20 protein-coding genes and 1 pseudogene are annotated in these 22,274 nt (G+C 72.8%); 12 read left to right on the forward strand and 9 right to left on the reverse strand.

The annotated features are described in order from the left end of the window. Positions 1 to 21 precede the first annotated feature (21 nt). Genes QOL88_RS34990 through QOL88_RS35010 form a run of 5 tightly spaced genes read left to right on the forward strand, consistent with a single transcriptional unit; the run spans position 22 to position 4,247 of the window. Positions 22 to 1,356, forward strand: coding sequence for an L-fuconate dehydratase (locus QOL88_RS34990; protein ID WP_097222235.1), 1,335 nt, complete (start codon positions 22 to 24; stop codon positions 1,354 to 1,356). After that, a complete protein-coding gene (locus QOL88_RS34995) occupies positions 1,353 to 2,108 on the forward strand; it encodes an SDR family NAD(P)-dependent oxidoreductase (protein ID WP_097222236.1) in 756 nt (251 codons plus the stop codon). The genes QOL88_RS34990 and QOL88_RS34995 overlap by 4 nt, the downstream gene beginning before the upstream one ends. Further along, positions 2,105 to 3,103 carry an aldo/keto reductase gene (locus QOL88_RS35000; RefSeq protein ID WP_097222237.1) on the forward strand — a complete coding sequence of 333 codons (999 nt, stop codon included), beginning with the start codon at positions 2,105 to 2,107 and terminating at the stop codon, positions 3,101 to 3,103. Before QOL88_RS34995 ends, QOL88_RS35000 begins: the two co-directional genes overlap by 4 nt. Beyond that, entirely contained in the window at positions 3,100 to 3,417 is a 318-nt protein-coding gene (locus QOL88_RS35005) for an L-rhamnose mutarotase (protein ID WP_097222238.1), read from the forward strand. Before QOL88_RS35000 ends, QOL88_RS35005 begins: the two co-directional genes overlap by 4 nt. Continuing rightward, the gene (locus tag QOL88_RS35010; protein ID WP_097222239.1) at positions 3,414 to 4,247 is read left to right on the forward strand and encodes an amidohydrolase family protein; all 834 of its coding nucleotides are present in this window, start codon (positions 3,414 to 3,416) and stop codon (positions 4,245 to 4,247) included. Before QOL88_RS35005 ends, QOL88_RS35010 begins: the two co-directional genes overlap by 4 nt. A gap of 53 nt (positions 4,248 to 4,300) precedes the next feature. On the opposite strand, the gene QOL88_RS35015 is transcribed toward QOL88_RS35010, so the two are convergent. Then, a complete protein-coding gene (locus tag QOL88_RS35015) occupies positions 4,301 to 5,722 on the reverse strand; it encodes a lipase maturation factor family protein (RefSeq protein ID WP_097222240.1) in 1,422 nt (473 codons plus the stop codon). Positions 5,723 to 5,866: 144 nt separating this feature from the next. On the opposite strand from QOL88_RS35015, the gene QOL88_RS35020 reads away from it, so the two are divergent. From QOL88_RS35020 to QOL88_RS35030, 3 genes are read left to right on the forward strand one after another with little or no spacing between them, the layout of a single operon-like run. Then, positions 5,867 to 7,030: a DUF6777 domain-containing protein gene (locus tag QOL88_RS35020; protein ID WP_097222241.1), complete on the forward strand. Its 1,164-nt coding sequence runs from the start codon at positions 5,867 to 5,869 to the stop codon at positions 7,028 to 7,030. A 50-nt stretch (positions 7,031 to 7,080) separates the two neighbouring features. Further along, positions 7,081 to 9,168 carry a SpoIIE family protein phosphatase gene (locus tag QOL88_RS35025; protein ID WP_097222242.1) on the forward strand — a complete coding sequence of 696 codons (2,088 nt, stop codon included), beginning with the start codon at positions 7,081 to 7,083 and terminating at the stop codon, positions 9,166 to 9,168. A gap of 22 nt (positions 9,169 to 9,190) precedes the next feature. After that, positions 9,191 to 10,054, forward strand: a complete 864-nt coding sequence (locus QOL88_RS35030; RefSeq protein WP_097222243.1) for an Fpg/Nei family DNA glycosylase — start codon at positions 9,191 to 9,193, stop codon at positions 10,052 to 10,054. Positions 10,055 to 10,067: 13 nt separating this feature from the next. On the opposite strand, the gene QOL88_RS35035 is transcribed toward QOL88_RS35030, so the two are convergent. The 4 genes from QOL88_RS35035 to QOL88_RS35050 form a co-directional block, all read right to left on the reverse strand. Further along, entirely contained in the window at positions 10,068 to 11,249 is a 1,182-nt protein-coding gene (locus QOL88_RS35035) for a PP2C family protein-serine/threonine phosphatase (protein WP_097223322.1), read from the reverse strand. 110 nt (positions 11,250 to 11,359) lie between these two features. Further along, positions 11,360 to 12,013 carry a zf-HC2 domain-containing protein gene (locus QOL88_RS35040; RefSeq protein WP_097222244.1) on the reverse strand — a complete coding sequence of 218 codons (654 nt, stop codon included), beginning with the start codon at positions 12,011 to 12,013 and terminating at the stop codon, positions 11,360 to 11,362. A 151-nt stretch (positions 12,014 to 12,164) separates the two neighbouring features. After that, positions 12,165 to 12,677: a hypothetical protein gene (locus tag QOL88_RS35045; RefSeq protein ID WP_097222245.1), complete on the reverse strand. Its 513-nt coding sequence runs from the start codon at positions 12,675 to 12,677 to the stop codon at positions 12,165 to 12,167. 152 nt (positions 12,678 to 12,829) lie between these two features. After that, positions 12,830 to 13,375, reverse strand: coding sequence for a sigma-70 family RNA polymerase sigma factor (locus QOL88_RS35050; RefSeq protein WP_097222246.1), 546 nt, complete (start codon positions 13,373 to 13,375; stop codon positions 12,830 to 12,832). Positions 13,376 to 13,597: 222 nt separating this feature from the next. Between QOL88_RS35050 and QOL88_RS35055 the strand changes: the two genes are divergently transcribed. Beyond that, positions 13,598 to 14,749, forward strand: coding sequence for a CapA family protein (locus QOL88_RS35055; RefSeq protein ID WP_097222247.1), 1,152 nt, complete (start codon positions 13,598 to 13,600; stop codon positions 14,747 to 14,749). A 65-nt stretch (positions 14,750 to 14,814) separates the two neighbouring features. On the opposite strand, the pseudogene QOL88_RS35060 reads toward QOL88_RS35055, so the two are convergent. After that, positions 14,815 to 15,094: pseudogene (locus QOL88_RS35060) on the reverse strand (amino acid permease); the annotation flags it as partial. Between the two features lie 26 nt (positions 15,095 to 15,120). Then, entirely contained in the window at positions 15,121 to 15,582 is a 462-nt protein-coding gene (locus QOL88_RS35065) for a universal stress protein (protein WP_097222248.1), read from the reverse strand. A gap of 154 nt (positions 15,583 to 15,736) precedes the next feature. On the opposite strand from QOL88_RS35065, the gene lysX reads away from it, so the two are divergent. Together lysX and QOL88_RS35075 are read left to right on the forward strand one after the other, a co-directional pair. Continuing rightward, positions 15,737 to 19,027 carry a bifunctional lysylphosphatidylglycerol synthetase/lysine--tRNA ligase LysX gene (lysX, locus tag QOL88_RS35070; RefSeq protein ID WP_097222249.1) on the forward strand — a complete coding sequence of 1,097 codons (3,291 nt, stop codon included), beginning with the start codon at positions 15,737 to 15,739 and terminating at the stop codon, positions 19,025 to 19,027. 89 nt (positions 19,028 to 19,116) lie between these two features. Beyond that, positions 19,117 to 19,959 carry a polysaccharide deacetylase family protein gene (locus QOL88_RS35075; RefSeq protein ID WP_097222250.1) on the forward strand — a complete coding sequence of 281 codons (843 nt, stop codon included), beginning with the start codon at positions 19,117 to 19,119 and terminating at the stop codon, positions 19,957 to 19,959. Positions 19,960 to 19,999: 40 nt separating this feature from the next. On the opposite strand, the gene QOL88_RS35080 is transcribed toward QOL88_RS35075, so the two are convergent. Then, positions 20,000 to 20,668 (reverse strand): class F sortase, encoded by a 669-nt coding sequence (locus QOL88_RS35080; protein WP_097222251.1) that lies wholly within the window; start codon positions 20,666 to 20,668, stop codon positions 20,000 to 20,002. Between the two features lie 352 nt (positions 20,669 to 21,020). Here QOL88_RS35080 and QOL88_RS35085 point away from each other — a divergent pair, with 352 nt between their 5' ends. Further along, entirely contained in the window at positions 21,021 to 21,572 is a 552-nt protein-coding gene (locus tag QOL88_RS35085; protein WP_179879042.1) for a hypothetical protein, read from the forward strand. A gap of 110 nt (positions 21,573 to 21,682) precedes the next feature. Here the strand turns inward: QOL88_RS35085 and QOL88_RS35090 are convergent, their stop codons facing one another. Continuing rightward, complete coding sequence (locus QOL88_RS35090) at positions 21,683 to 22,210, reverse strand: hypothetical protein (RefSeq protein ID WP_097222253.1); 528 nt, start codon at positions 22,208 to 22,210, stop codon at positions 21,683 to 21,685. Positions 22,211 to 22,274: the final 64 nt, after the last annotated feature.

Here is a 22,274-nt window from a genome sequence, read left to right on the forward strand (position 1 = left end):
ACCCGACCCGAAAGGCACTCCGTGTCCCCGACGCCCGCCCGCATCACCGCGGTCGACACCCACGACATCCGCTTCCCCACCTCGCGCGAGCTCGACGGCTCCGACGCGATGAACCCGGACCCCGACTACTCGGCGGCCTACGTCGTCCTGCGCACGGACGCGGCCGACGGGCACGAGGGGCACGGATTCGCCTTCACCATCGGGCGGGGCAACGAGGTGCAGGTCGCCGCGATCGAGGCACTGCGCGGGCACCTGGTCGGCCGGGACCTGGACGAGCTGTGCGCCGACCCCTCCACCCTGAACCGCGACCTGATCGGCGACAGCCAGCTGCGCTGGCTCGGACCCGAGAAGGGCGTGATGCACATGGCCATCGGCGCCGTCGTCAACGCCGTGTGGGACCTGGCCGCCAAGCGTGCCGGACTGCCGCTGTGGCGGCTGCTGGCCGAGGCCGAACCCGAATGGATCGTGCGCCAGGTCGACTTCCGCTATCTCACCGACGCCCTCACCCCGGAGGAGGCCCTGACCCTCCTGCGCCGGGGCCGGCCGGGCGCCGGGGAACGCACGGCCCGCCTGCTGGAGTCCGGCTACCCCGCCTACACCACCTCGCCCGGCTGGCTCGGCTACGACGACGAGAAGCTCACCCGGCTCGCGGCCGAGGCGGTCGCCGACGGGTTCCGGCAGATCAAGCTCAAGGTCGGCGCCGACCTCGACGACGACATCCGCCGCTGCCGCGTGGCCCGTTCGGTCATCGGCCCCGACGTGCGCATGGCCGTCGACGCCAACCAGCGCTGGGACGTCGACGAGGCGATCCGCTGGACCAAGGCGCTCGCCGAGTTCGACCCGTACTGGATCGAGGAACCCACCAGCCCCGACGACATCCTCGGTCATGCGGCGATCCGCCGGGCCGTGGCCCCCGTGAAGGTCGCCACCGGCGAACACGTGCAGAACCGGATCGTCTTCAAGCAGCTCCTCCAGGCCGGAGCGCTCGACGTCGTCCAGATCGACGCGGCCCGCGTCGGCGGCGTCCCCGAGAACCTCGCGGTCCTGTTGCTCGCGGCCAAGTTCGGCGTGCCGGTCTGCCCGCACGCGGGCGGCGTCGGCCTGTGCGAACTCGTCCAGCACCTGTCGATGTTCGACTACGTGGCCCTCACCGGCACCACCGAGGACCGCGTCATCGAGTACGTCGACCATCTGCACGACCACTTCCTCGACCCGGTGGTGATCCGCGAAGGTCGGTACACGGCACCCACCGCGCCGGGCTTCTCGGCGGCCATGCGGCCCGAGTCCCTGGCGCGGTACACCTACCCGGGCGGCGCGTTCTGGGCCGCCGACCTCCAAAAGGAGCAGGCTGAATGAGCGACTTCGAGGGCTTGAGGGCCCTGGTGACGGGCGGCGCCTCCGGCATCGGCCGGGCCACCGCCGAGCTCCTCGCCGAGCGCGGCGCCCAGGTCGCCGTCCTCGACCTGGATCCGTCGCCCGTCGACAAGCCGCTGCTCGCCCACCGCGCGGACGTCACCGACGACGCGTCCGTGCGCGAGGCCGTCGCCGCCGCCGTCGCCGGCCTCGGCGGGCTCGACGCGCTGGTCAACAACGCGGGCATCGGCGCACAGGGCACCGTCGAGGACAACCCGGACGACGAGTGGCACCGCGTCTACGACGTCAACGTGCTCGGCATGGTCCGCACCACCCGCGCCTGCCTGCCCCACCTGAGGGCCTCCGCGCACGCCGCGATCGTCAACACCTGCTCCATCGCCGCCACCGCCGGCCTGCCGCAACGTGCCCTGTACAGCGCCACCAAGGGCGCGGTGTACTCCCTCACCCTCGCCATGGCCGCCGACCACGTCCGCGAGGGCATCCGCGTCAACTGCGTCAATCCGGGCACGGTCGACACCCCGTGGGTCGGCCGCCTCCTCGACGCGGCACCCGACCCGGCCGCCGAACGGGCCGCTTTGGAGACCCGCCAGCCCACCGGCCGCCTCGTCTCGCCGGCCGAGGTCGCGGGCGCCATCGCCTACCTGGCGAGCCCCCTGTCCGGCGCCACCACCGGCACCGCGCTCGCCGTCGACGGCGGCATGCAGGGCCTGCGGCTGCGACCGGCGGCCCGGTGAACCGGCTCGGCCGCAGCCGCGTCGAGGTCAGCGCCCTGTCCTTCGGCGCCGCCGCCATCGGCAACCTGTACACCGAGGTCGGCGAGGCGCAGGCGCACGACGCCGTGGAGGCCGCCTGGCAGCGGGGCATCCGCTACTTCGACACCGCCCCCCACTACGGCCTCGGCCTCTCCGAACGCCGCCTCGGCGCCGCCCTGCGCGACCACCCCCGCGACCGGTACACCATCTCCACCAAGGTCGGTCGCCGCCTGGAACCCTCGGACGGCGGCGGCGACGACCTGGCGGGCGGCTTCGCCGTGCCCGCGAGCCACCGCCGCGTGTGGGACTTCAGTGCCGACGGCATCCGCCGCACCCTGGACTCCAGTCTGGAACGCCTCGGCCTCGACCGGGTCGACGTCGTCTACCTCCACGACCCCGACGAGCACGCCGAACAGGCCTTCCGCGAGGGCTATCCGGCGCTGGACAAGCTCCGCTCCGAGGGGGTGGTCGGCGCGATCGGCGCCGGCATGAACCAGGCAGAGATGCTCACCCGCTTCGTCCGCGACACCGACGTCGACGTGGTCCTGTGCGCCGGCCGCTACACCCTGCTCGACCAGAGCGCCCTCTCCGGCCTGCTGCCCGCGGCCCAGGAGCGCGGCACGTCCGTCGTCATCGGCGGCGCCTTCAACTCCGGCCTGCTGGCCAACCCCGAGCCCGGGGCGAGGTACAACTACACCGTCGCGCCCTCGGCACTGGTCGAGCGCGCCCTGCGCCTGAAGTCCGTCGCCGACCGGCACGGCACCACGCTGCGCGCCGCCGCCCTGGCCTTCTGCGCCGCCCACCCGGCCGTTGCCAGCGTCCTCGTCGGCGCCCGCTCGGCCCACGAAGTGCGCGACTGCGCCCACCAGTTCGCCGCCCGGGTGCCCGCCGGGTTCTGGCAGGACCTGCGCGCCGAGGGCCTGCTGCCCGCCGACGCGCCCGTTCCCGCCGAGGCGTCGTCCGAGGAGCCGTCATGAGAGTCGCCCTGCACACCAAGGTCCGCGCCGACCGCGTCGCCGCGTACGAGGCCGCCCACCGCGAGGTCCCGGAAGAACTCACCGATGCCATCCGCGCCGCGGGTGCCACCTCCTGGACCATCTGGCGCAGCGGCACCGACCTGTTCCACGTCCTGGAGTGCGAGGACTACGCCCGGCTCCTCGCCGAGTTGGAGAAGCTGCCGGTCAACGTCGCCTGGCAGGCCCGCATGGCCGAACTGCTGGACGTCGTGCACGACTACTCCGGCGAGGGCGCCGACGCCGGCCTGCCCGTCGTCTGGGAGCTGCCGGCATGACCGTGGTCGACGCCCACCACCACGTGTGGGACCTGTCCGTACGGGACCAGGACTGGATCACCGGCCCCGAACTCGCCCCGCTCCGGCGCGACTTCACCATCGAGGACCTCGCATCCGAGGCGAGAGCGGCCAAAGTGGCCCGCACGGTGCTCGTCCAGACGGTCACCGTGCCCGAGGAGACCCCGGAGTTCCTGGCCCTGGCCGCCGAGCACGACCTGATCGCGGGCGTCGTCGGCTGGACCGACCTCACCCGCCCCGACGTCACCGACGAACTCGCCCGCCTGCGCGCGCTCCCCGGCGGCCCGTACCTCAAGGGCATCCGCCACCAGGTCCAGGGCGAACCCGACCCCGGGTGGCTGCTGCGCCCGGACGTGCAGCGCGGCCTGGCCGCCGTCGCCGACGCCGGGCTGGTCTACGACCTGGTGGTGCTCCCGCACCAACTGCCCGCCTGCGTCCGGGCCGCCGCCGCCCTGCCCGGACTCACCTTCGTCCTCGACCACCTGGGCAAACCGCCCATCGCCTCCGGCGCCCTCGAACCCTGGGCGGCCGGCCTGCGCGCCCTGGCCGCCCTGCCCAACACGGTCGCCAAACTGTCCGGCCTGGTCACCGAGGCCGACCCGGCCTCCTGGACCGTCGAGGACCTGCGCCCCTACGCCGACATGGCCCTGGAGGTCTTCGGGCCCGGCCGGCTGATGTACGGCTCTGACTGGCCGGTGTGCACCCTGGGCGCGGCGTACGGCGACACCCTGGACCTCACCCGCCGGCTGACCGACCCGCACGACCACCCGCAGATCCTCGAGACCACCGCCACCCGCGTCTACGGCCTCTGAACCGGCCCTGCCACCCGCGTCTACGGCCTCTGAACCGGCCCCGCACGCCGCGCCTACGGCCTCTGAACCGGCCCCGCCAGCCGCGTCGGCGGCAGGAAGTCCCTCACGTACGTACGCTCCCAGCACGCGCCCGTCTCCCGCAGCTCGCGCCACGTCGTGTAGCGGTACCGGAACAGGCGGGCGCGCACGAACCGAGGGGGCGCGTCCGGCGGGAACGGGGAACGGCGCAGCAGCTTCAGGGTGGCCCGGTCGTTCTCCAGCAGCCGCTCCACCAGCGTCCCGAACCAGGGGTCGGCATAGGCGGGGGAGAGGGCCGCGAACCACATCAGCCAGTCCAGCCGCAGATGGTAGGGCGCGAACTGGCGCGGCCAGCGCCGCGGATCGCCCGGCTTGCCCCTGAACTCGTACTCCAGCCAGCCCGAGTCCTCGCGCGGCACGTCGTCCGCGGTGCCCTCCACCACCACCTCGTACCGCACCCGGCTCACGCTGCCGAACGCCCCGTAGGTGTTGACGAGGTGGAGCGGGTCGAAGGAGCGGTTCATGACCTGGCGGCGGGAGAGCATGTTGCGGACCGGCCGGTAGCTGAGGCCCAGGAGCGCAACGGCCACCGTGAGCACCACCACGACGTACCACAGCGGGGCGCCGGGCACGTCGGGCGGATCGGCCGGGAACCGCACGGCTGACAGCGCCAGCACGATCGTGATCCAGTTCAGCCAGGAGAAGTTGCCCGACAGCACCAGCCACACCTGGGTGAGAACCATCAGCGACGCGGCGGCCGTCGCGGCGGGCTGCGGGGTGAACAGCAGGAACGGCACCACGAGCTGGGTGACGTGGTTCGCGGCCACTTCGACGCGGTGCAGGGGCCCCGGCAGATGGTGGAAGAACCAGCTCAGCGGGCCCGGCATCGGCTGGGTCTCGTGGTGGTGGTCCAGGCAGGTGAGGTCGCGCCAGCAGGCGTCCCCGCGCATCTTGATCAGGCCCGCGCCGAACTCCACGCGGAACAGGATCCACCGCAGCAGGAACAGCACGACGACCGGTGGCGCCACCTCGTCGTTGCCGAGGAACACGGCGAGGAACCCGACCTCCAGCAGCAGCGACTCCCAGCCGAACGAGTACCAGGTCTGCCCGACGTTGACGATCGACAGGTACAGCACCCACGGCACCAGCCACAGCAGCATGCCGCCCCACAACGGCAGCAGCGAGTCGAGCCCCGCCAGCAACGCCGCCGACACCGCGCAGCCCGCCCAGGCGCAGAGCGCGAAGAAGCGGTCCGTGTAGTGCCACTGGAACAGGCTCGGCGCCCGCTTGAACGGCACCCGCTCCACGAACCGCGGCACCGGCAGCATGCCGCGCCGCCCGATCAGCGGGCGGAACTGGAGCACCGCCGTCAGGAACGCCACCAGGTAGACGGCGGCCAGCGCCCGCTGGAAGACCAGCCGGGTCAGCCAGTAGTCGGACGCGCCGAACCAGTCCACAACCGTGCGGTCCTCCTCCTCGTGCGGCGCCCTGCCCGGACGTCACGCTCCGTGTGCCGCCGCTCCGGTTGCGTGACACAAGTGACCGAAGCAAACAATAGTGACGAACGGCCCCGAACGGGCCGAGGTGAGCGGGAGGACGAGGTGCGGACACCCACCGGGACCGTCGTCCTGGCCTGTGTGCTCTCGGCGGCGCTCCTCCTCTCGGGCTGCGGCGGCCACACCACCCGGCACCCCGACACCGCCCGCCTCGACGGCGACGCGGGCACCGCTGGAGAACTGATCCTCCTGCCCGCCGCGGCTCCGGGGCCCGACCCCTTCACGGACTCCACGGCCCTCACGGCGGATACCCCGCCTCCCGCCCCGCGAACGCCACGTCGCACCGACCGGTCCGCCGCAGCCGGCGGACCACGCTCCCTCCCCGGCGGAACGCCCGGCCTGTACGGCGGCACCGAGCGGACCGGCAGCTGTGACATCGGCCGGCAGGTCGGCCACCTCGTCCGCGACCCCGCCAGGGGCCGCGCCTTCGCCGAGGTCGTGGGCATCTCCCCGGCGGCGCTCCCCGACCACGTGCGCACGCTGACCCCGGTCGTGCTGCGCGCCGACACCCGCGTCACAAGCCACGGCTTCCGGGCCGGGCGGATCACCCGCTACCAGTCCGTCCTCCAGGCCGGCACCGCCGTCCTCGTCGACGACCGGGGCCTGCCGCGCGTCCGGTGCGCCTGCGGCAACCCGCTCGGGCCGCCGGCCGAGGCGCACGGCGCCCCGGTCACCAGAGGCACTCCCTGGCCCGGCTACCGGCCCGGCCGGGTGATCGCCGTGACCCCCGCCCCGCGGGCCGTCGCCGGCTTCACGATCATCGACGTCACCGCCCGGACCTGGATCGAACGCCGCACCGGCCACGACGTACGCCACGACCGGACCCTGCCGCCCCCCGCCCGGGTGACGGACCCCCCGGACCCGTCCCGGCCGGCACCGTCGCCGCCGCAGATCCGCGTCCCGCCGGAAACGGACCCGTCCCCGCAACCGGATCCCGACCCGGGCGGCGCATCCCCCGGGGACACCCCGGCCGAGGCGAGTCTCCCGGACGCGCAAACGCCCCCTCCGGCGTCCGGCGAGACCGTCCCGCCGACCGAGCCGGAGGACCCCGCAGGACCCGACGAGGTCGGCCCCGACGCGGTCCCGGACCACCCCGATCCGCCCGACGGAGCCGGGCTCATCCCCGAAGCCCAGGCCGCCGAACGCATCCCCGGCAGCCCCACAGGCGTCTTCAGCAACGGAGGGCCGATCCGGCGTCGCGGCTCGTAAACTCAGCACATCCAGTCGAAGAATCGGACGAATCCTGGCAAGGTGGGCCCATGGCTGATCGGGGAGCGAGCGCCCTGTCCCTTCCGGACGACTGGCCCGCCCACCCGGACCCGATCCTCGTACTCAACCGGATGGGCAGCTTCGACTGGGATCTGGACACCGGCCTGATGCAGATGGACGCCCAGGCCCACGAAGTCTTCGACATGCGCCCCGACGAGTACGACGACCACCCCGAGACCCTCGCCAAGCGCGTTCCGCCCGACGAGTCACGGCGCCTGGACACCGCTGTCTCCCAGGCCCTGAAGGACGGCAGCGAGAACTACGGCACCTACTTCCGCGTCCGCCGCCGCGACGGTTCTCTGCGCTGGACCCACACCCAGGGCTACATCAGGCGGGACGACACCGGACGGCCCCGCCGCATCATCGGCATCATCCGGGACGCCACCCGGGAACTCGGCGAGAGCGACGCCCGCCTCGACCAGGCCGCCCGCGACGAGGCCCGCCGCGAGCAGACCAGCGTCGTCGAACTGACCACGGCCGCCCTCGCCCACGCCCGCACCGTCCAGGACGTCATCGACGTCCTCAAGGACACCCACGGCCTCGTCCACCTGGGCGCCACCAGCCTCGTCATGGGCCTGGTCGAGGCCGGCCGCATCCGCCTGGTCGCCGAGGGGCCCGTGGACAGCTCCGTGCCCGGCACCCGCGTCACCCGGATCGACGAGCCCTACCCGATGAGCGAGGCCGTACGGACCCTCGCCCCGTGCTTCATCGAGTCACCACAGGAGTTCGCCGAGCGGTACCCGGTCCTGTGGCCGCACCTCACCGACCTCGACATCACCTCGGCCGCCTACCTGCCGCTCATCGTCCAGGCCCGGCCGATCGGCGCGATGGGCCTGCTCTACAGCGACCGGTACGGCTTCACGCCCGAGGAGCGCAACATCCTCGTCGCCCTCGGCAGCAGCATCGCGCAGAGCTTGCAGCGGGCCATGTTCTACGAGCAGGAGATGGACCTGGCGCAGGGCCTCCAGCAGGCCATGCTGCCCCGGACCATCCCGAGCGTGCCCGGCGCCGACGTCGCCGTCCGCTACCGCGCCGCCACCATCGGCGGCTCCGTCGGCCGGGACATCGGCGGCGACTGGTACGACCTGATCCCGCTGCCCGGCGGCCGGGTCGGCGCCGTCATCGGCGACGTCCAGGGCCACGACACCCACGCGGCCGCCGTCATGGGCCAGTTGCGCATCGTGCTGCGCGCCTACGCCGCCGAGGGGCACCCGCCGGCCACCGTCATGGCCCGCGCCTCCGTCTTCCTGCACGAACTCGACACCGACCGCTCCGCGACCTGCCTCTACGCGGAGGCCGACCTGTCCACGGGCGTGCTCCAGATGGTCCGGGCCGGCCACATCGATCCGCTGGTGCGCCACACCGACGGCTCCTGCCGCCGTGTCACCGTCCCCGGCGGGCTGCCGCTCGGCCTGTCCGCCGAGTTCGGCCGCCTCGAATACCCCGTGGGCACCCTGGAGCTCGACCCCGGCGACACCCTGCTGCTGTGCACCGACGGTCTGGTGGAGCAGCCCGGCGCCGACCTCGACGACGGCATGCGCACCCTGGGCGCGCTCGTCGCCACCGGCCCCGACGACGTACGGGACCTCGCCGACCGGCTGATCGACGTGGCCGCCGAACGCGGCGGGGACGACGACGTAGCGCTGCTCCTGCTGCGCCGACGCGGCCCCGAGCATCCGCAGTCCGGCCGCCGGCTCCAGCGGCACGTGGCCCCCGGCGACCCCGGGGCCCTCGCCGACGCCCGGCACATGATCCGCACCGCGGTCGCCGGCTGGGGGGCGGGCGAGCGCGCCGACGAGATCGAACTGGTCGCCGACGAGCTGATCACCAACGCCCTGATGCACACCGAGGGCGCCGCCGTCGTCACCCTGCGGGCCTTCACCGGCTCCGAGCGCCGGCTGCGCGTCGAGGTGGAGGACTCCTCCAGCGCGCTGCCGCGCCGCCGCGAGGCGGGCGAGTCGGGCGTCTCCGGGCGAGGCCTGCTCCTGGTCGAGCTGCTCACCGACGTCTGGGGCGTGGAGGCCCGGGGCGGCGGCAAGGCCGTGTGGTGCGAGTTCGTGGTGCCCGACTCCGGCTGACCCGGCGTGGCACTCTGGACTCATGCCGGAACTCCCCGAGGTCGAGGCGCTCAAGGACTTCCTGACCGAGCACCTCGTCGGCCACGAGATCGTACGGGTGCTGCCCGTCGCGATCAGCGTCCTGAAGACGTACGAACCGCCCCTGTCCGCGCTGGAGGGCCGGGAGGTCACCGCCGTACGCCGGTACGGCAAGTTCCTGGACCTGCGGACCGCGGACGGACCGCACCTCGTGACGCACCTGGCGCGGGCCGGCTGGCTGCACTGGAAGGACCGCCTGCCCGACGGGCCGCCCCGCCCCGGCAAGGGCCCCCTCGCGCTGCGCGTGGCCCTTCAGACCGGTGCCGGGTTCGACCTCACCGAGGCCGGCACCCAAAAGCGCCTCGCGGTGTACGTCGTGGCCGCCCCGCAGGAGGTCCCGGGTGTGGCCCGGCTCGGTCCGGACCCGCTCGCCGATGACTTCGACGAGCGGCGCCTGGCGGAGCTCCTGGCCGGCGAACGGCGGCAGCTCAAGGGCGCGTTGCGGGACCAGAGCCTCATCGCGGGTGTGGGCAACGCCTACAGCGACGAGATCCTGCACGCGGCGAAGATGTCGCCCTTCAAACTGGCCGCGTCCCTGAGCGAGGAGGAGACCGGGCGGCTGTACGCGGCCCTGCGCGACACGCTCACCGAAGCGGTCGAACGCTCCCGGGGCGTGGCGGCCGGGCGGCTGAAGGCCGAGAAGAAGAGCGGATTGCGCGTCCACGGCCGCACCGGCGAGCCCTGCCCGGTGTGCGGCGACACCATCCGCGAGGTGTCCTTCGCCGACTCCTCGCTCCAGTACTGCCCGACCTGCCAGACGGGCGGCAAGCCGCTCGCGGACCGCAGGTTGTCCCGCCTGCTGAAGTGACCCGGGCCCCAGGTCATGGGGCCGGCGGTGTCCACTCGAACATCAGGATGGTCGCGTCGTCCCGCAGCCGGCTGGTGGGCGAGTCGAGGATGGCGTGGATGAGCCGCCGCAGCGTCTCGGGTGCCAGCTCGCCCGCGGCCGTCGCCCCGATGATGTAGTCGGCGAACTGTTCGAGCCCGAACTCCGCGCCGTCGACGGCCCTGGCCTCGGTGACCCCGTCGGTGTACATCAGTACCCGGTCGCCGGGCTTCAGCGCGATCTCGTGCGTCTCCCGTCTCCCCTCGGTCAGCAGGGACGGCATCCCCATCGGCGGGTCCGCCTCGCGCCGCATGGCGTCGACGAGCAGCCGCCGGTCACGGATCAGCAGCGGGGTGGGGTGCCCGCAGTTGACCCACCGCAGCATCCCCGACGCCAGGTCCAGCTGGGCCAGGACACCCGTGCAGAACTGGTCCGGGAGCCACTGCGACAACGCGTCGTCGACGCTCTCCACCAGCTCGGGCAGGTCCGCCCCGGTCCGCCGGGCGTTGCGGCACGCGGCCAGCGACACCGCCGTGGTCAGCCCGGACGCCAGGTTGTGCCCCATGGCGTCGAGCACCGCGACGTGCAACGTCGTCTCCGTCAGGGAGTGGTCGAAGGCGTCGCCGCCGAGCTCGTAGGCGGGCTCCAGTACGGCCGTCGACACGACGTGCGAGGTGCCGATGGTGCGGGGCGGCAGGAAGGCCCGGAGCATCTCGGCGGGCAGCCGCATCGGCCGGGCGCGCAGGCGCCGTACGAAGGAGTCCTGGTACGCCCGCGCGGACGTGATCATCATGCCGAGGAGTTTGGCCAGAGCCCTGCCGCGCAGCAGCACGGCCGGGGTCAGCGAGGGGCAGTTCACCGCGATGACGCCGAGGCGTTCGGCGCCGTCCATGAGCGGGATCCAGGCCGTCATACCGCCGGTCTCGGACTCCTCCACGCGCAGCGACTGGGTGCGGTAGGTCCAGCCCGCCAGCGAGCCGTCGACGAGCAGGGAGGAGGTCACGTCGGTGAGCGGTACCAGCCGGCGCTGCTGGATGTCGGCGAGGTACACCACGGAGTGCTGGATTCCGAGGGCCTTGGTGCAGCGGGCCGCCGCCGTGGGCAGGTCCAGTGCGGCGTTCTCCGGATCGGCGAGGAACTCCTCCAGGTGACCGTCCCCGGTCTCTGCCGTCGTCACCTCGTCTCCCCTCAGCGGGACCGCGGGCACCCGGCGATCTCCCGGGTGCGTCGTCCAGCAGTCTCACACCGGGGCGCGGGCGGCGCCCGGTGACAGGGGCGGACGGATGGTCAGCTCGGCTGGAGTCTCCACAGGACATCGCCGGCCGCCGAGCGGATCTCGTAGCGGGCGATGTCCTCCGGATGCATGGAGGAGCTGGCCATCATCGTGTGGGGCTGGTCGTCGTGGCCGGGCCCGTGCCAGCTGGTCGCGGTCTCCTCGGTGCCGTCGTGTCCGACGATCACCAGGTGGCAGGGGCGCGGACCCGAGGCGTCCTTCACCTTCAGCTCGACCTGGCTGCCCGAGGCCTCGTCCTCGGTGGTGACCTGTGCCCACACGCCCGTGCGCGCGTCGGTCGCCGCCACCGTCCGGGGCTCCTCGGCGCTGCCCTCGGCCATCATCGCGATGCCGGGGACCGACGCCGCGAAAACCACCGAGGCGGCCAGGGCGAACAGCAGACGCCTGCGTCCGGTCCGGCGCCGGGTCGCCACCTCGGCCAGCAGCCCGTCCAGCATGCGCGGGCCGGGCTGCGCCATCGGGTGCACGTACCGTGGCGTCGACCGCCGGTACAGCATCAACTGCCGTGTGGTCGCGCCGAATTCCGTCACCTCTGCAGCGCACCGAGGGCACTCCATGAGGTGGTCCTCGAAGCGGAATGCCTCCGCCTCGTCCAGCACGCCGAGCGCGTAGGCCGCGACGTCGTGATGCCTTTCCAGGGACCTCATGCCGAATCCTCGTGCCGTTGGGTGCGGGTGGGGTTACTCCTTGCTCCCACCGGTACGGACCAGGCAGCGGAATCACTCAAGCCGGTGACACAATCGCAACCAAAGGATTCGGAGCCCTCCGGCCCCCGGATTGGTCCGGGGTCGCGGGAATCTAAAAAAGATGGATAGCGAGGTGTCCCAGCGGCAGTCCGAGCTGCCAGGCGGGCGTCCAGACCTTCGGCCCGTCGTCCTCCCCGACCACCGGAGCGCCCCCCGGCACCGCGTTCAGATCGGGCGCGAGCAGCTCCGTCTCCTGCAGCCAGCGCCAGGCCTCCTCGGCGAGACCCAGATCCGGCGCGGGCCGCCCCGACCGCGCGGCGCCCACGGCGAGCTCGGCCAGCCGCTCACGCACCCACTCCTGCCACGGCTGGTCGTACGCGGTCAGTGACAGCCACGTCTCCAGCTGGGTGACGACCCGGATGCCGGACAGCTCCCCGTCGGTGTCGGACAGGAAGATGGTCAGCGCCAGGGCATCGCGCCCGGCGCGGAACTCGAAGGACGTCGGCGGCATCAGGTCGCCGGTCCGCAGCAGCTCGTCGGCGATGTACTCGGCGTACAACCACGCCATGGGAACGGTCAGTTCGCCGTCGGCGCCCTCCGTGCTCCCCTGCTCTCTGTCCAGCATCCCTTCCTGCCTTCCTCCGGTACGTGCGCGTCGCCCGACACCGGGCCCCGGGGGACGCTGACGGCCCCCTCCGGAACACGGATGAGAACAGCCGATTACTCAACCGGGGTCATCGCAAGGCGCTTTACGGAGGCTTGACCCACCCGTTGGTTTCATCGCAGGTCGGCGGCGTATCCCGGTAGCACCCTGCGCAGGGCGCGCAGCGCGTAGTACGCGCGGGACTTCACGGTACCGGGCGGGATGCCGAGGGTCGCCGCGGCTTCCGCCACACTCGCCCCCTGGAAGTACACGAGCACCAGGACTTCACGGTGCTGCGGAGTGAGTGTCTTCACAGCCTCGCGGACGTCGAGCGTCGCCGCGGCCCGCTCGGCATGGTCGGAGACGACCCGCGCGTTCTCCAGCACCGCGTCGCCGACCTCGGGCGGACGGGCCTGACGCGCCCGCCGGGCGTCGATCGCGAGGCGCCGCGCGACGGTCATCAGCCAGGGCCGCACGGAGTCGAAGTCGTCGGCGCGCAGGGCCTCGGGATGCTGCCAGGCGCGCACCAGCGTCTCCTGGGCCAGGTCCTCCGCGCGCTGCCGGTCACCGTCGCAGAGCCGCAGCAGCAGCGCGAAGAGGGGCCGGCCGTGCTCCCGCTGCAGTGCGGCGAGCTCGTGCTCGGCGGTCGTTCCGTGCGTGAGAGTGGATCCGGCCGTCATGGCCGTATGCCACCGCAGGGCGCGGCCCGGGCACAGGGCACGTACCCGGCTGTGCGGCGGACGGTCGATCGCGTCGACGAACGGTTCGACGAACGGTCAGGGCGCCCGGCCATGTGGGTGCCGGAGGGGCTGATGAGCGTGTCGAAGCCGCGTGGGGCGCCGCGTGCCTTCTTTCCTGATTGTGCGTAAATACGACCACAACGCCCACAGTGGGGTGAATGCATGCTCGCACGCAGTCGACAGATCGCCCTAGCCCTGACCGTCGTCCTCGCCGCAGGCGCCGCCTGCCAGGCCCGCGAACACGACAAGCCCGGCTCCGGGCGTCCGGCACCCGCCGCCGGGCCCCGCGGCTTCACACTGGTCGCCTCCGGTGACGTCCTCCCGCACAGCACGATCATCGACCGGGCCCGCTTCGACGCCGGCGGCACCGGCTACGACTTCCGGCCGATGCTCGCCGGGATCCGCTCCGTCGTCTCCCGCGCCGACATCGCCCTGTGCCACATGGAGACCGTCTACGGCGCGGACGGCGCCTACACCGGCTACCCCACCTTCAAATCCCCGCCCGAGGTGGCCGGGGCCCTCACCGCCACCGGCTACGACGGCTGCTCCACCGCCTCCAACCACGCCCTGGACGACGGCGCCGACGGCATCCGCCGCACCCTCGACGCCCTCGACCGCGTGGGCGTGCGGCACGCCGGCTCGGCACGCACCGAGGAGGAGTCCCGGACGGCGACCGTCCTCGAGTCGGGACCGGCCGAGGTCGCCCACCTCGCCTACACCTACGACACCAACGGCCTCCCCTTCCCCGAGGGGCAGCCCTGGGCCGTCAACCTCATCGACGAGGCCAGGATCGTCGAGGACGCCCGGGCCGCGCGCCGGGCGGGCGCCGACGTGGTCGTGGTCTCCCTGCACTGGGGCACCGAGTGGCAGGACGCCCCAGACGACCGGCAGCTGACCCTGGCCCGGAACCTCACCGCCGCGCGCACCGGGAACCGCCCCGACATCGACCTGATCCTCGGCACCCACGCGCACGTCCCACAGGCCTACGAGAAGGTCAACGGCACCTGGGTCGTCTACGGCATGGGCGACCAGATCGCCGGGGAGATGACCAACCACGAGGGCGCAAAGGACCCACGCGGCAACCAGTCCACCCTCGGCCGCTTCACCTTCGCCCCGCCCGCACGGCCAGGCGAGCGCTGGAAGGTGACCAAGGCGGAGTTCGTCCCGCAGCTGTTCGACGTCGACGCCGGCCGGGTCGTGAACCTCAACCGGGCGCTCGCCCAGGGCGCCGACGTCCGGGCCGTCCGCGACCGCATCCGCGACATCGTGCTCAGCCGCGGCGCGGCCGGGGACGGACTGGCCATGGGGGAGTAGCCGCCCCGTCCGCGACGCCTACGGCTGCCGCTCAGGCCCCGCTTCGCCGGCTCGGAGCGGCGGTAGGAGCAGGAGAAGCAGAACGCCGGCAGGATGCCGATGCCGGTCAGCTCGGCCGCCTCGCCGATCGGCAGGAACCCGGCGATGGCGGCCGACGCCACCCCGACGATCCAGGTGACCCGCGTCGGCGCATGCCGTGTCGGGCGGGTCTTCGCGAACCACTTGGGCAGCAGCGCGTCCCGGGACGTCGGCGAGGCCGCCCAGCCCCACCGACGTGAACGCCGTCGAGAAGCCGCTCTCCGGGTCGATGTCCTTGTAGTCCTGCATGCCCGTCAGCACCGCGCAACGATCGGGCGGGATCCCGCGGCGCCCTACGGCACCACCGTCACCGGCCAGCGCCCCGCCTTCACCAGACGGACCGCCACCGAGCCGACTATGCGGTGGCCCGCCTGCTCCGAGGCGCCCACGACGACCGCGTCGGCCTTCAGTTCGTCGGCCGCCGTCACCAGGCCGTTGTACGGGTCACCCCGGAACGTGTGGAACTCCCAGCGGACCTCGAATATCCCCTTGAGCCGCTCGGCCGACTCCCGGATCTGCGCCACCAGGTCCTCGGCGATCTCGTCCGTGGTCTCGGCCACCGGCACCCCCAGCGCGGCGCCCGCCGCCAGCACCGGCTGCACGTACACCACGGCGAGCAGCGCGTGCTGCCGCCGGGCCAGGCCGGCGGCGTAGGCCGCGGCGCGCAGGGAGGAATCGGAGCCGTCCAACCCGACCACGATCACCTTCGGACCGTCCGTGCCCCGCTCGAACCGATGGGAGTGCTGTTCCGTCACGCCGCGAGGCTATCGGAACCCCCCGGTCCGCCCGCCGGGCGGGAGGCCCGAGTCCGGGCACCCGGTTGCGGACGGGATCCCGGGGCCTCCTGGGCCCCGCGGGACCGGAGCGCTCGACGGGCGAGGAGGCGCGGGTGTTCCTAGAGTCGAAAGCATGAGCGTCATCGCGGACACCGGGGCGGCCGAGGACACCTCAGGCCCGATACGGCCGCCCCACCGGGCGCACGGCTTCCTGAGCCGGGTACCGCAGGGCTTCGCCGTCTTCTTCGGGGCCCTCGGACTGCTCTGCGCCCTGCTGGCGCTGATCCCCCCGCTGCGCACCGGGCTGCGCCCCCTCGTCCGCTTCCTGGACCTGCTGCTCGTCCCGGTCAGCGCCAACCTCGCCTACGCGGTCTTCCTGTTCCTGCTCGCCGCCGCGACCGGTGCCCGCAAGAAGGTCGCCTGGTGGCTCGTCGTCGTCTACCTGGGGCTGCTGGTCCTCACCGACATCCTCGGCATGGCCGTCGGTGAGTTCGCCGAGTCCGTCCCCTCCCTCGTGGTGTGCGGCCTCGCCCTGATCCTGCTGATCTACGCCCGCAGGGAGTTCTACGCCGCCTCCCGCCGCGCCGCCGTACGCCGGGCTCTGGGCGTCCTGGTGGCGGGCCTGGTCGTGGCGATCCTGGTCGGCTGGGCCCTGGTCGAGGCGTTCCCGGGCAGTCTGCCGAGCGGCGAGCGCCTGGCCTGGGCCGCGAACCGGGTCTGCGGCGGCCTGGTGTCCGCGGGCTCCTTCGACGGCCGCCCGCCGCACGCCCTGTACTTCCTGCTCGGCCTGTTCGGCGCGCTCGCCCTGCTGAACGCCGCCACCACCCTGTTCCGCTCCCAGCGCCTGGAAGCCGCCCTGCACGACGACGAGGAGGCCCGCATCCGGGCCCTCCTCGGCCGCTACGGCGACCAGGACTCCCTCGGCTACTTCGCCACCCGCCGCGACAAGGCCGCCGTCTTCTCGCCCAGCGGCAAGGCCGCCGTCACCTACCGCGTCGAGGCCGGGGTGTGCCTGGCCAGCGGCGACCCGGTCGGCGACCGGGAGGCATGGCCGCACGCGATCGCCGCCTGGCAGGACGTGGCCCGCCGCTACGCCTGGGTCCCGGCCGTGATGGGCGCCTCCGAGGAGGGGGCCCGGGCCTTCGTCCGCGCCGGGCTCGGCGCGCTCCAGCTCGGCGACGAGGCGATCCTTCACGTCCTCGACTTCGACCTCGACGGCCGCGACATGCGCGTCACCCGCCAGGCCGTCAACCGGGTCCGCCGCACCGGCGTCACCTGCCGCGTCCGCCGCCACTCCACCCTCGGCGAGGACGAGATGCGCCGGCTCGTCGAACGCGCCGACGCCTGGCGCGACACCGAGACCGAACGCGGCTTCTCCATGGCCCTGGACCGCCTCGGCGACCCGGCCGACGGCGACTGCCTCCTCGCCGAGGCCCTCGACCAGGACGGCCGGCTCCTCGCCATCCAGTCCTTCGTGCCCTGGGGCAAGGACGGCGTCTCCCTGGACCTGATGCGCCGTGACCGCACCGCCCCCAACGGCGTCATGGAGTTCATGGTCGCCGAACTGTGCGCCGTGGCCCCGAAGCTGGGCGTGCGCAAGGTCTCGCTGAACTTCGCCGTGTTCCGCTCCGTGTTCGAGGAAGGGGCGCGCATCGGCGCGGGACCGGTGATCCGCCTCTGGCGCCGCCTGCTGCTGTTCTTCTCCAAGTGGTGGCAACTGGAGGCCCTGTACCGCTCCAACGCCAAGTACCACCCCGAGTGGTACCCGCGCTTCCTCTGCTACGCGGAGGCCGCCTCCCTCGCCCGGGTCGGTCTCGCCTCCGGCATCGCCGAGGGCTTCGTCTCCGTACCGTCGATGCGCAAGTTGTGGGGAAAGGGAAAGGGGCACCCGAAGGGCGGACAGCGGCCCGCCACCACGGAGGGGCTGCCGTCGTTGGCGGCGCTCGGCCTCGCCGGAGGGGACGGGACCGAGCCCGCCGACCCCCTCTCCCGCCTGTCCGACCAGGTCCGCGTCCGGCATCACAAGCTCGACCGGCTGCGCGCCGACGGCATCGACCCCTACCCGGTGGGCATCCCGGCCCGCACCCACACCCTCGCCGAGGTCCGGCCGGGCGAGCAGGTCACCGTCGCCGGCCGGATCATGCTGGTCCGCGACTTCGGCGGCATCGTCTTCACCGTCCTGCGCGACTGGTCCGGCGACCACCAACTCGCCCTCACCCGCGACCGCTCCGGCCCCGCCCTGGACCGCTTCACCGCCGACACCGACATCGGCGACCACATCACCGCCACCGGCGAGGCGGGCGTCAGCGACAAGGGCGAGCCGACCGTGTTCGTCACCTCCTGGCAGCTCACCGGCAAGTGCCTGCGCCCGCTGCCGGACAAGCGCCGGGGCCTGGCCGATCCGGAGGCCAAGGTCCGCATGCGCTACCTCGACCTGGCCGCCAGCCCCGCCGCCCGCGACGTGGTCCGCGCCCGCTCCACCGCCGTCCAGGCCGTGCGTCAGGGCCTGCTGGCCCGCGGCTACCTGGAGGTCGAGACGCCGGTGCTCCAGCAGATCCACGGCGGCGCCAACGCCCGGCCCTTCACCACCCACATCAACGCCTACGACCTCGACCTCTACCTGCGCATCGCCCCCGAGCTGTACCTCAAGCGGTTGTGCGTGGGCGGAATGGAGAAGGTCTTCGAGATGGGCCGCACCTTCCGCAACGAGGGCACGGACTACAAGCACAACCCCGAGTTCACCATCCTGGAGGCCTACCAGGCGTACGCCGACTACGACGTGATGCTCGACCTCGTCCGCGAGCTGATCCAAGAGGCCGCCACCGCCGCGTTCGGCAAGCCCGTCGCCCACAAGGACGGCGAGGTGTACGACATCTCGGGGCAGTGGCCCGTCAAGACCGTCTACGGCGCCGTCAGCGAGGCCGTCGGGGAGGAGATCCACCCCGGCACCGGACTGCCCGAGCTGCTGCGGCTCTGCGATCGCGTCGGCGTGCCGTACACCGCCGACGACGGCCACGGCGACGTCGTCCTGGAGATGTACGAGCGACTCGTCGAGGAGAAGACCCAGCTGCCCACCTTCTACAAGGACTTCCCGACCGACGTCTCCCCGCTCACCCGGCAGCACCGCACCGACCCGCGCCTCGCCGAACGCTGGGACCTCGTCGCGTTCGGCACCGAACTCGGCACCGCCTACTCGGAGCTCACCGACCCCGTCGAGCAGCGCCGCCGCCTCACCGCCCAGTCCCTGCTGGCCGCCGGGGGCGATCCCGAGGCGATGGAACTCGACGAGGACTTCCTCGACGCCCTCGAATACGCCATGCCGCCCACCGGCGGCCTCGGCATCGGCGTCGACCGACTGGTCATGTTCCTCACCGGACTGACCATCCGGGAGACCCTGCCCTTCCCCCTGGTGCGCCGCCGCTGACCCGTCTGCGTGGGCCGAACGGGTGAATGTGTGCCGCCACACCGGTGTTGCTCGCGAGCGTCGGCCTTCGGCCGGGCGACTGATGAGTCATGAAGAAGGATCAGTTGCTCACCCGGCTGCTCACCCGGCGCCGGGCGTTGATCGCTGCCACCGGCGCCGTGGGAGCGGCCGCGACGGCCGGAGTGATCACGACTGTCACCGGGGACGGACCGGTCACCTCCGCCCCGGCCGCGGGACCCCAGGCCCGGCCCGTCAAGTCCTCCGCGTACCGGCTGCAGCCGGTGACCGGCTACGGCCCGCCGCGCGCCGCGCCCCGGCGGACCCTGGTACCCCGAGAAGCGCCGCTGAAGGTGTCCGGCCGTGGCCGCACCCTGGTGCTGACCTTCGACGACGGCCCCGATCCCCGCTTCACCCCGGACATCCTCGACACCCTGGCCGAGTACGACGTGCGCGCGATGTTCTTCGTGTGCGGCGAGATGGTCGCCGGCGGCAGGAAGCTGCTGGCCCGGATGGCCGACGAGGGGCACGTCGTCGGAAACCACACCTGGTCCCACCCGTTGCTGACCCGCCTCACCCGTCGCCAGATCCGCTCCCAGATGGAACGCACCAGCGACGTCATCGAGGACGCCTACGGGGAGCGCCCCGAGTGGTTCCGCGCACCCTACGGCGAGTGGAACCGCGCCGCCTTGCAGCTCGGTGCCGAACTCGGCATGGAACCGCTCGGCTGGACGGTCGACACCCTCGACTGGACCACCCCGGGAGTCCGGTCCATCGCGAACCGGGTCGAACGCGGCGCCGCCCCCGGCGTCGTGGTGCTCTCGCACGACGCCGGGGGCGACCGCTCGCAGAGCGTGCGGGCCCTGCGGCGCTACCTGCCCGAACTGCTGGACTCCGGCTACCACGTCACCGTGCCCCGGCGGCACTACGCGTGACGGACGCCCTCGGGCCTTTCGCCCGCCCGGCCGGGAACGCTCAGCGCACCTCGACCAGGCGGGCGAAGGCGACGACGTTACCCGCATAGCCTTCCTGCTTGGAGAAACCCCCGCCGCAGGTGATGACCCGCAGTTCCGGCGCGCCCTTGGACGCGTAGACACGGTCACCGGGGAAGTTGTTCTTCTCGAACACCTCGACGCCGTAGATCTCGAACGTCGCGGTCTTACCGTCCTGCCGGGCGACGTCGATGCGGTTGCCCTGCTTCAGGGCCCCGAGTCCGTAGAACACGGCGGGTCCCTGCTGGTTGTCGACATGGCCGACCACGACCGCGGTGCCCTTCTCGCCGGGGGTGACGGCTCCGGTGAACCAGCCGGCCAGGTTGGGGTCCTCCGGCGGCGGTGCGCCGACCCAGCCGTCCGCGTCCAGGCCCACGGGAATGATCGGCGCGTCGACCTGGATCGCCGGGATCCTGACCCGGTCCGGGAGGGAGTAGGGCAGGGGCCGTACGGTCCCGGCGAACGTGGCCCCGGGTACCCGGTTGTCCGCGGCGGCCGCCGTCGCCGGCTGCGGCGGGCCCTCGTCGAACTCCCCCGAACCGTTCCGGATGAGGGCGAGGCCGGTCAGCAGAACCAGCGCTATCACGCCCCACGGGGCGCGCTTCCTCGGCCGCGCCTCCTCTTCCGCCTGGGCCAGTTCGGACGCAGACATTCGCCATCCCCTCTCGACATGGCCGTCGCCGTGTCAGTCGCGCATATCCGAACGCTAAGTGGCACGCGCGAAACCGGCGACGGGGGCGGGGGCGAACGGGTGGCCCCGGCACAGAAGGGGTGCGGCGGGGACAGGAGGTGCGCCATCCGAGTTGCCGCCGCGAGGAAATTTCTGACGGTCCGTGACCTGCGGCGATGTCCGATTGTGCGGTTCTCCGGCACCACCTTGTCTCACCAGGACGGACCATCCCCGAAATGCGGCTCGCGGCACGGCAACTGACTGTCTCTCTGGGAGGCGCTTTCTCGCCGATCGACCGGGGACGGGTCCCGGGGCGTCTTCCGCGGAGGTTCACATGCGTAACACTCGTGCCCTGGCGGTCGCCGGCGCCGCGGTCGCCGCCCTCGGCCTCTCGGCCCCCGCGGCCGTCGCGTGGGAGACGCCCAGCAACATCACCGCCCTGCCCAGCGTGATCGCTGCCGGCGGCCAGCTGACCATCTCGGTCGACGGCTGCCGGGGCGGCGGCACGGCGACGTCCAACGCGTTCGCGCCGACGCGGCTGTCGCCCGTCCACCACGCCGGCAAGGGCAATGAGGGCGACAGGGGCGGCGCCGGCAACAACGAGGCCGGCGGGGGCAGCGCCGGCAACGGGGCCGCGCGGGGCACCGCCACCATCAACAGCAACGCTCGTCCTGGCTCGTACGACATCACGGTCACCTGCGACGGCAGGACCCTGACCAAGCCGCAGGCCTTCACCGTGCTCGGCGGTGTCCGCGGCGGTATCGGCGGCAGCACCACCACGGGTGCGACCCCGACCGACGTGGCCATCGGCGGTGGTCTCGTGGCCGCGGCCGTCGTCGGAGGCGGCGTGTTCTGGATGCGACGCCGGGCCGAGCGGCGCATCTGACGCCTCGCCAGGCGTTCCTTCGACGAGTCATCGCCTCGCACGTGAACGGAATCGCCCCGGCTCCCCTTGTTCAGGGGAGCCGGGGCGAAGCCCTGCCCTGCGGCGGGTTGTCAGCCGGCGTCCTCGTCGGTGCGGCGGCGCGAGAAGTGGTAGGCGACGCCGAGGGATCCGGCGATCAGTGCGGCGCCGAGGCCGATCTCCTTGAGGTCGAACCCGGCGAGGGTGCCGCCCTCACCGGCGTGCACACCCTTGTGGGGGTGGCGCGTCGGGTGGTGCGTGGGGTGGTGTGTCGGACGGCCGCCCGCGATCGTCAGGCGCGCGGTGCCGCTCGACTCGTCGCACTCGAACTCCACGTCGTACACGGCGCCGGGCTTGGCGTCCCAGTCGACTACGGCCGTCGCCCAGGACTCCTCCGGCGGGATGGTGACCATGTCGAAGACCTCCGAGTCGACCGCCGCCTCCCCCTGGCACGCCTCGTTGCGGTCCACCCGCACCGTGACCTCACCGCCCGCCGCCACGGTGGAGGGCATGACGCTGAAGCCGAAGTCGGTCCGGATCGCCGCGTCGGCGGCGGGCACGCAGGAGGTGAGGGCGCCGGCGCCCAGCAGTACGGCCGAAGCGAGGCCTATCGCGCGCATGGTGAATCCTCCGGGTCCCCGAGGAGCAATCGCGGACCTGTTCCGCTCTCGTCACAAATGCACC

Source organism: Streptomyces sp. Ag82_O1-12 (assembly GCF_900182715.1).
GTDB classification, from domain to species: Bacteria; Actinomycetota; Actinomycetes; order Streptomycetales; family Streptomycetaceae; genus Streptomyces; species Streptomyces massasporeus.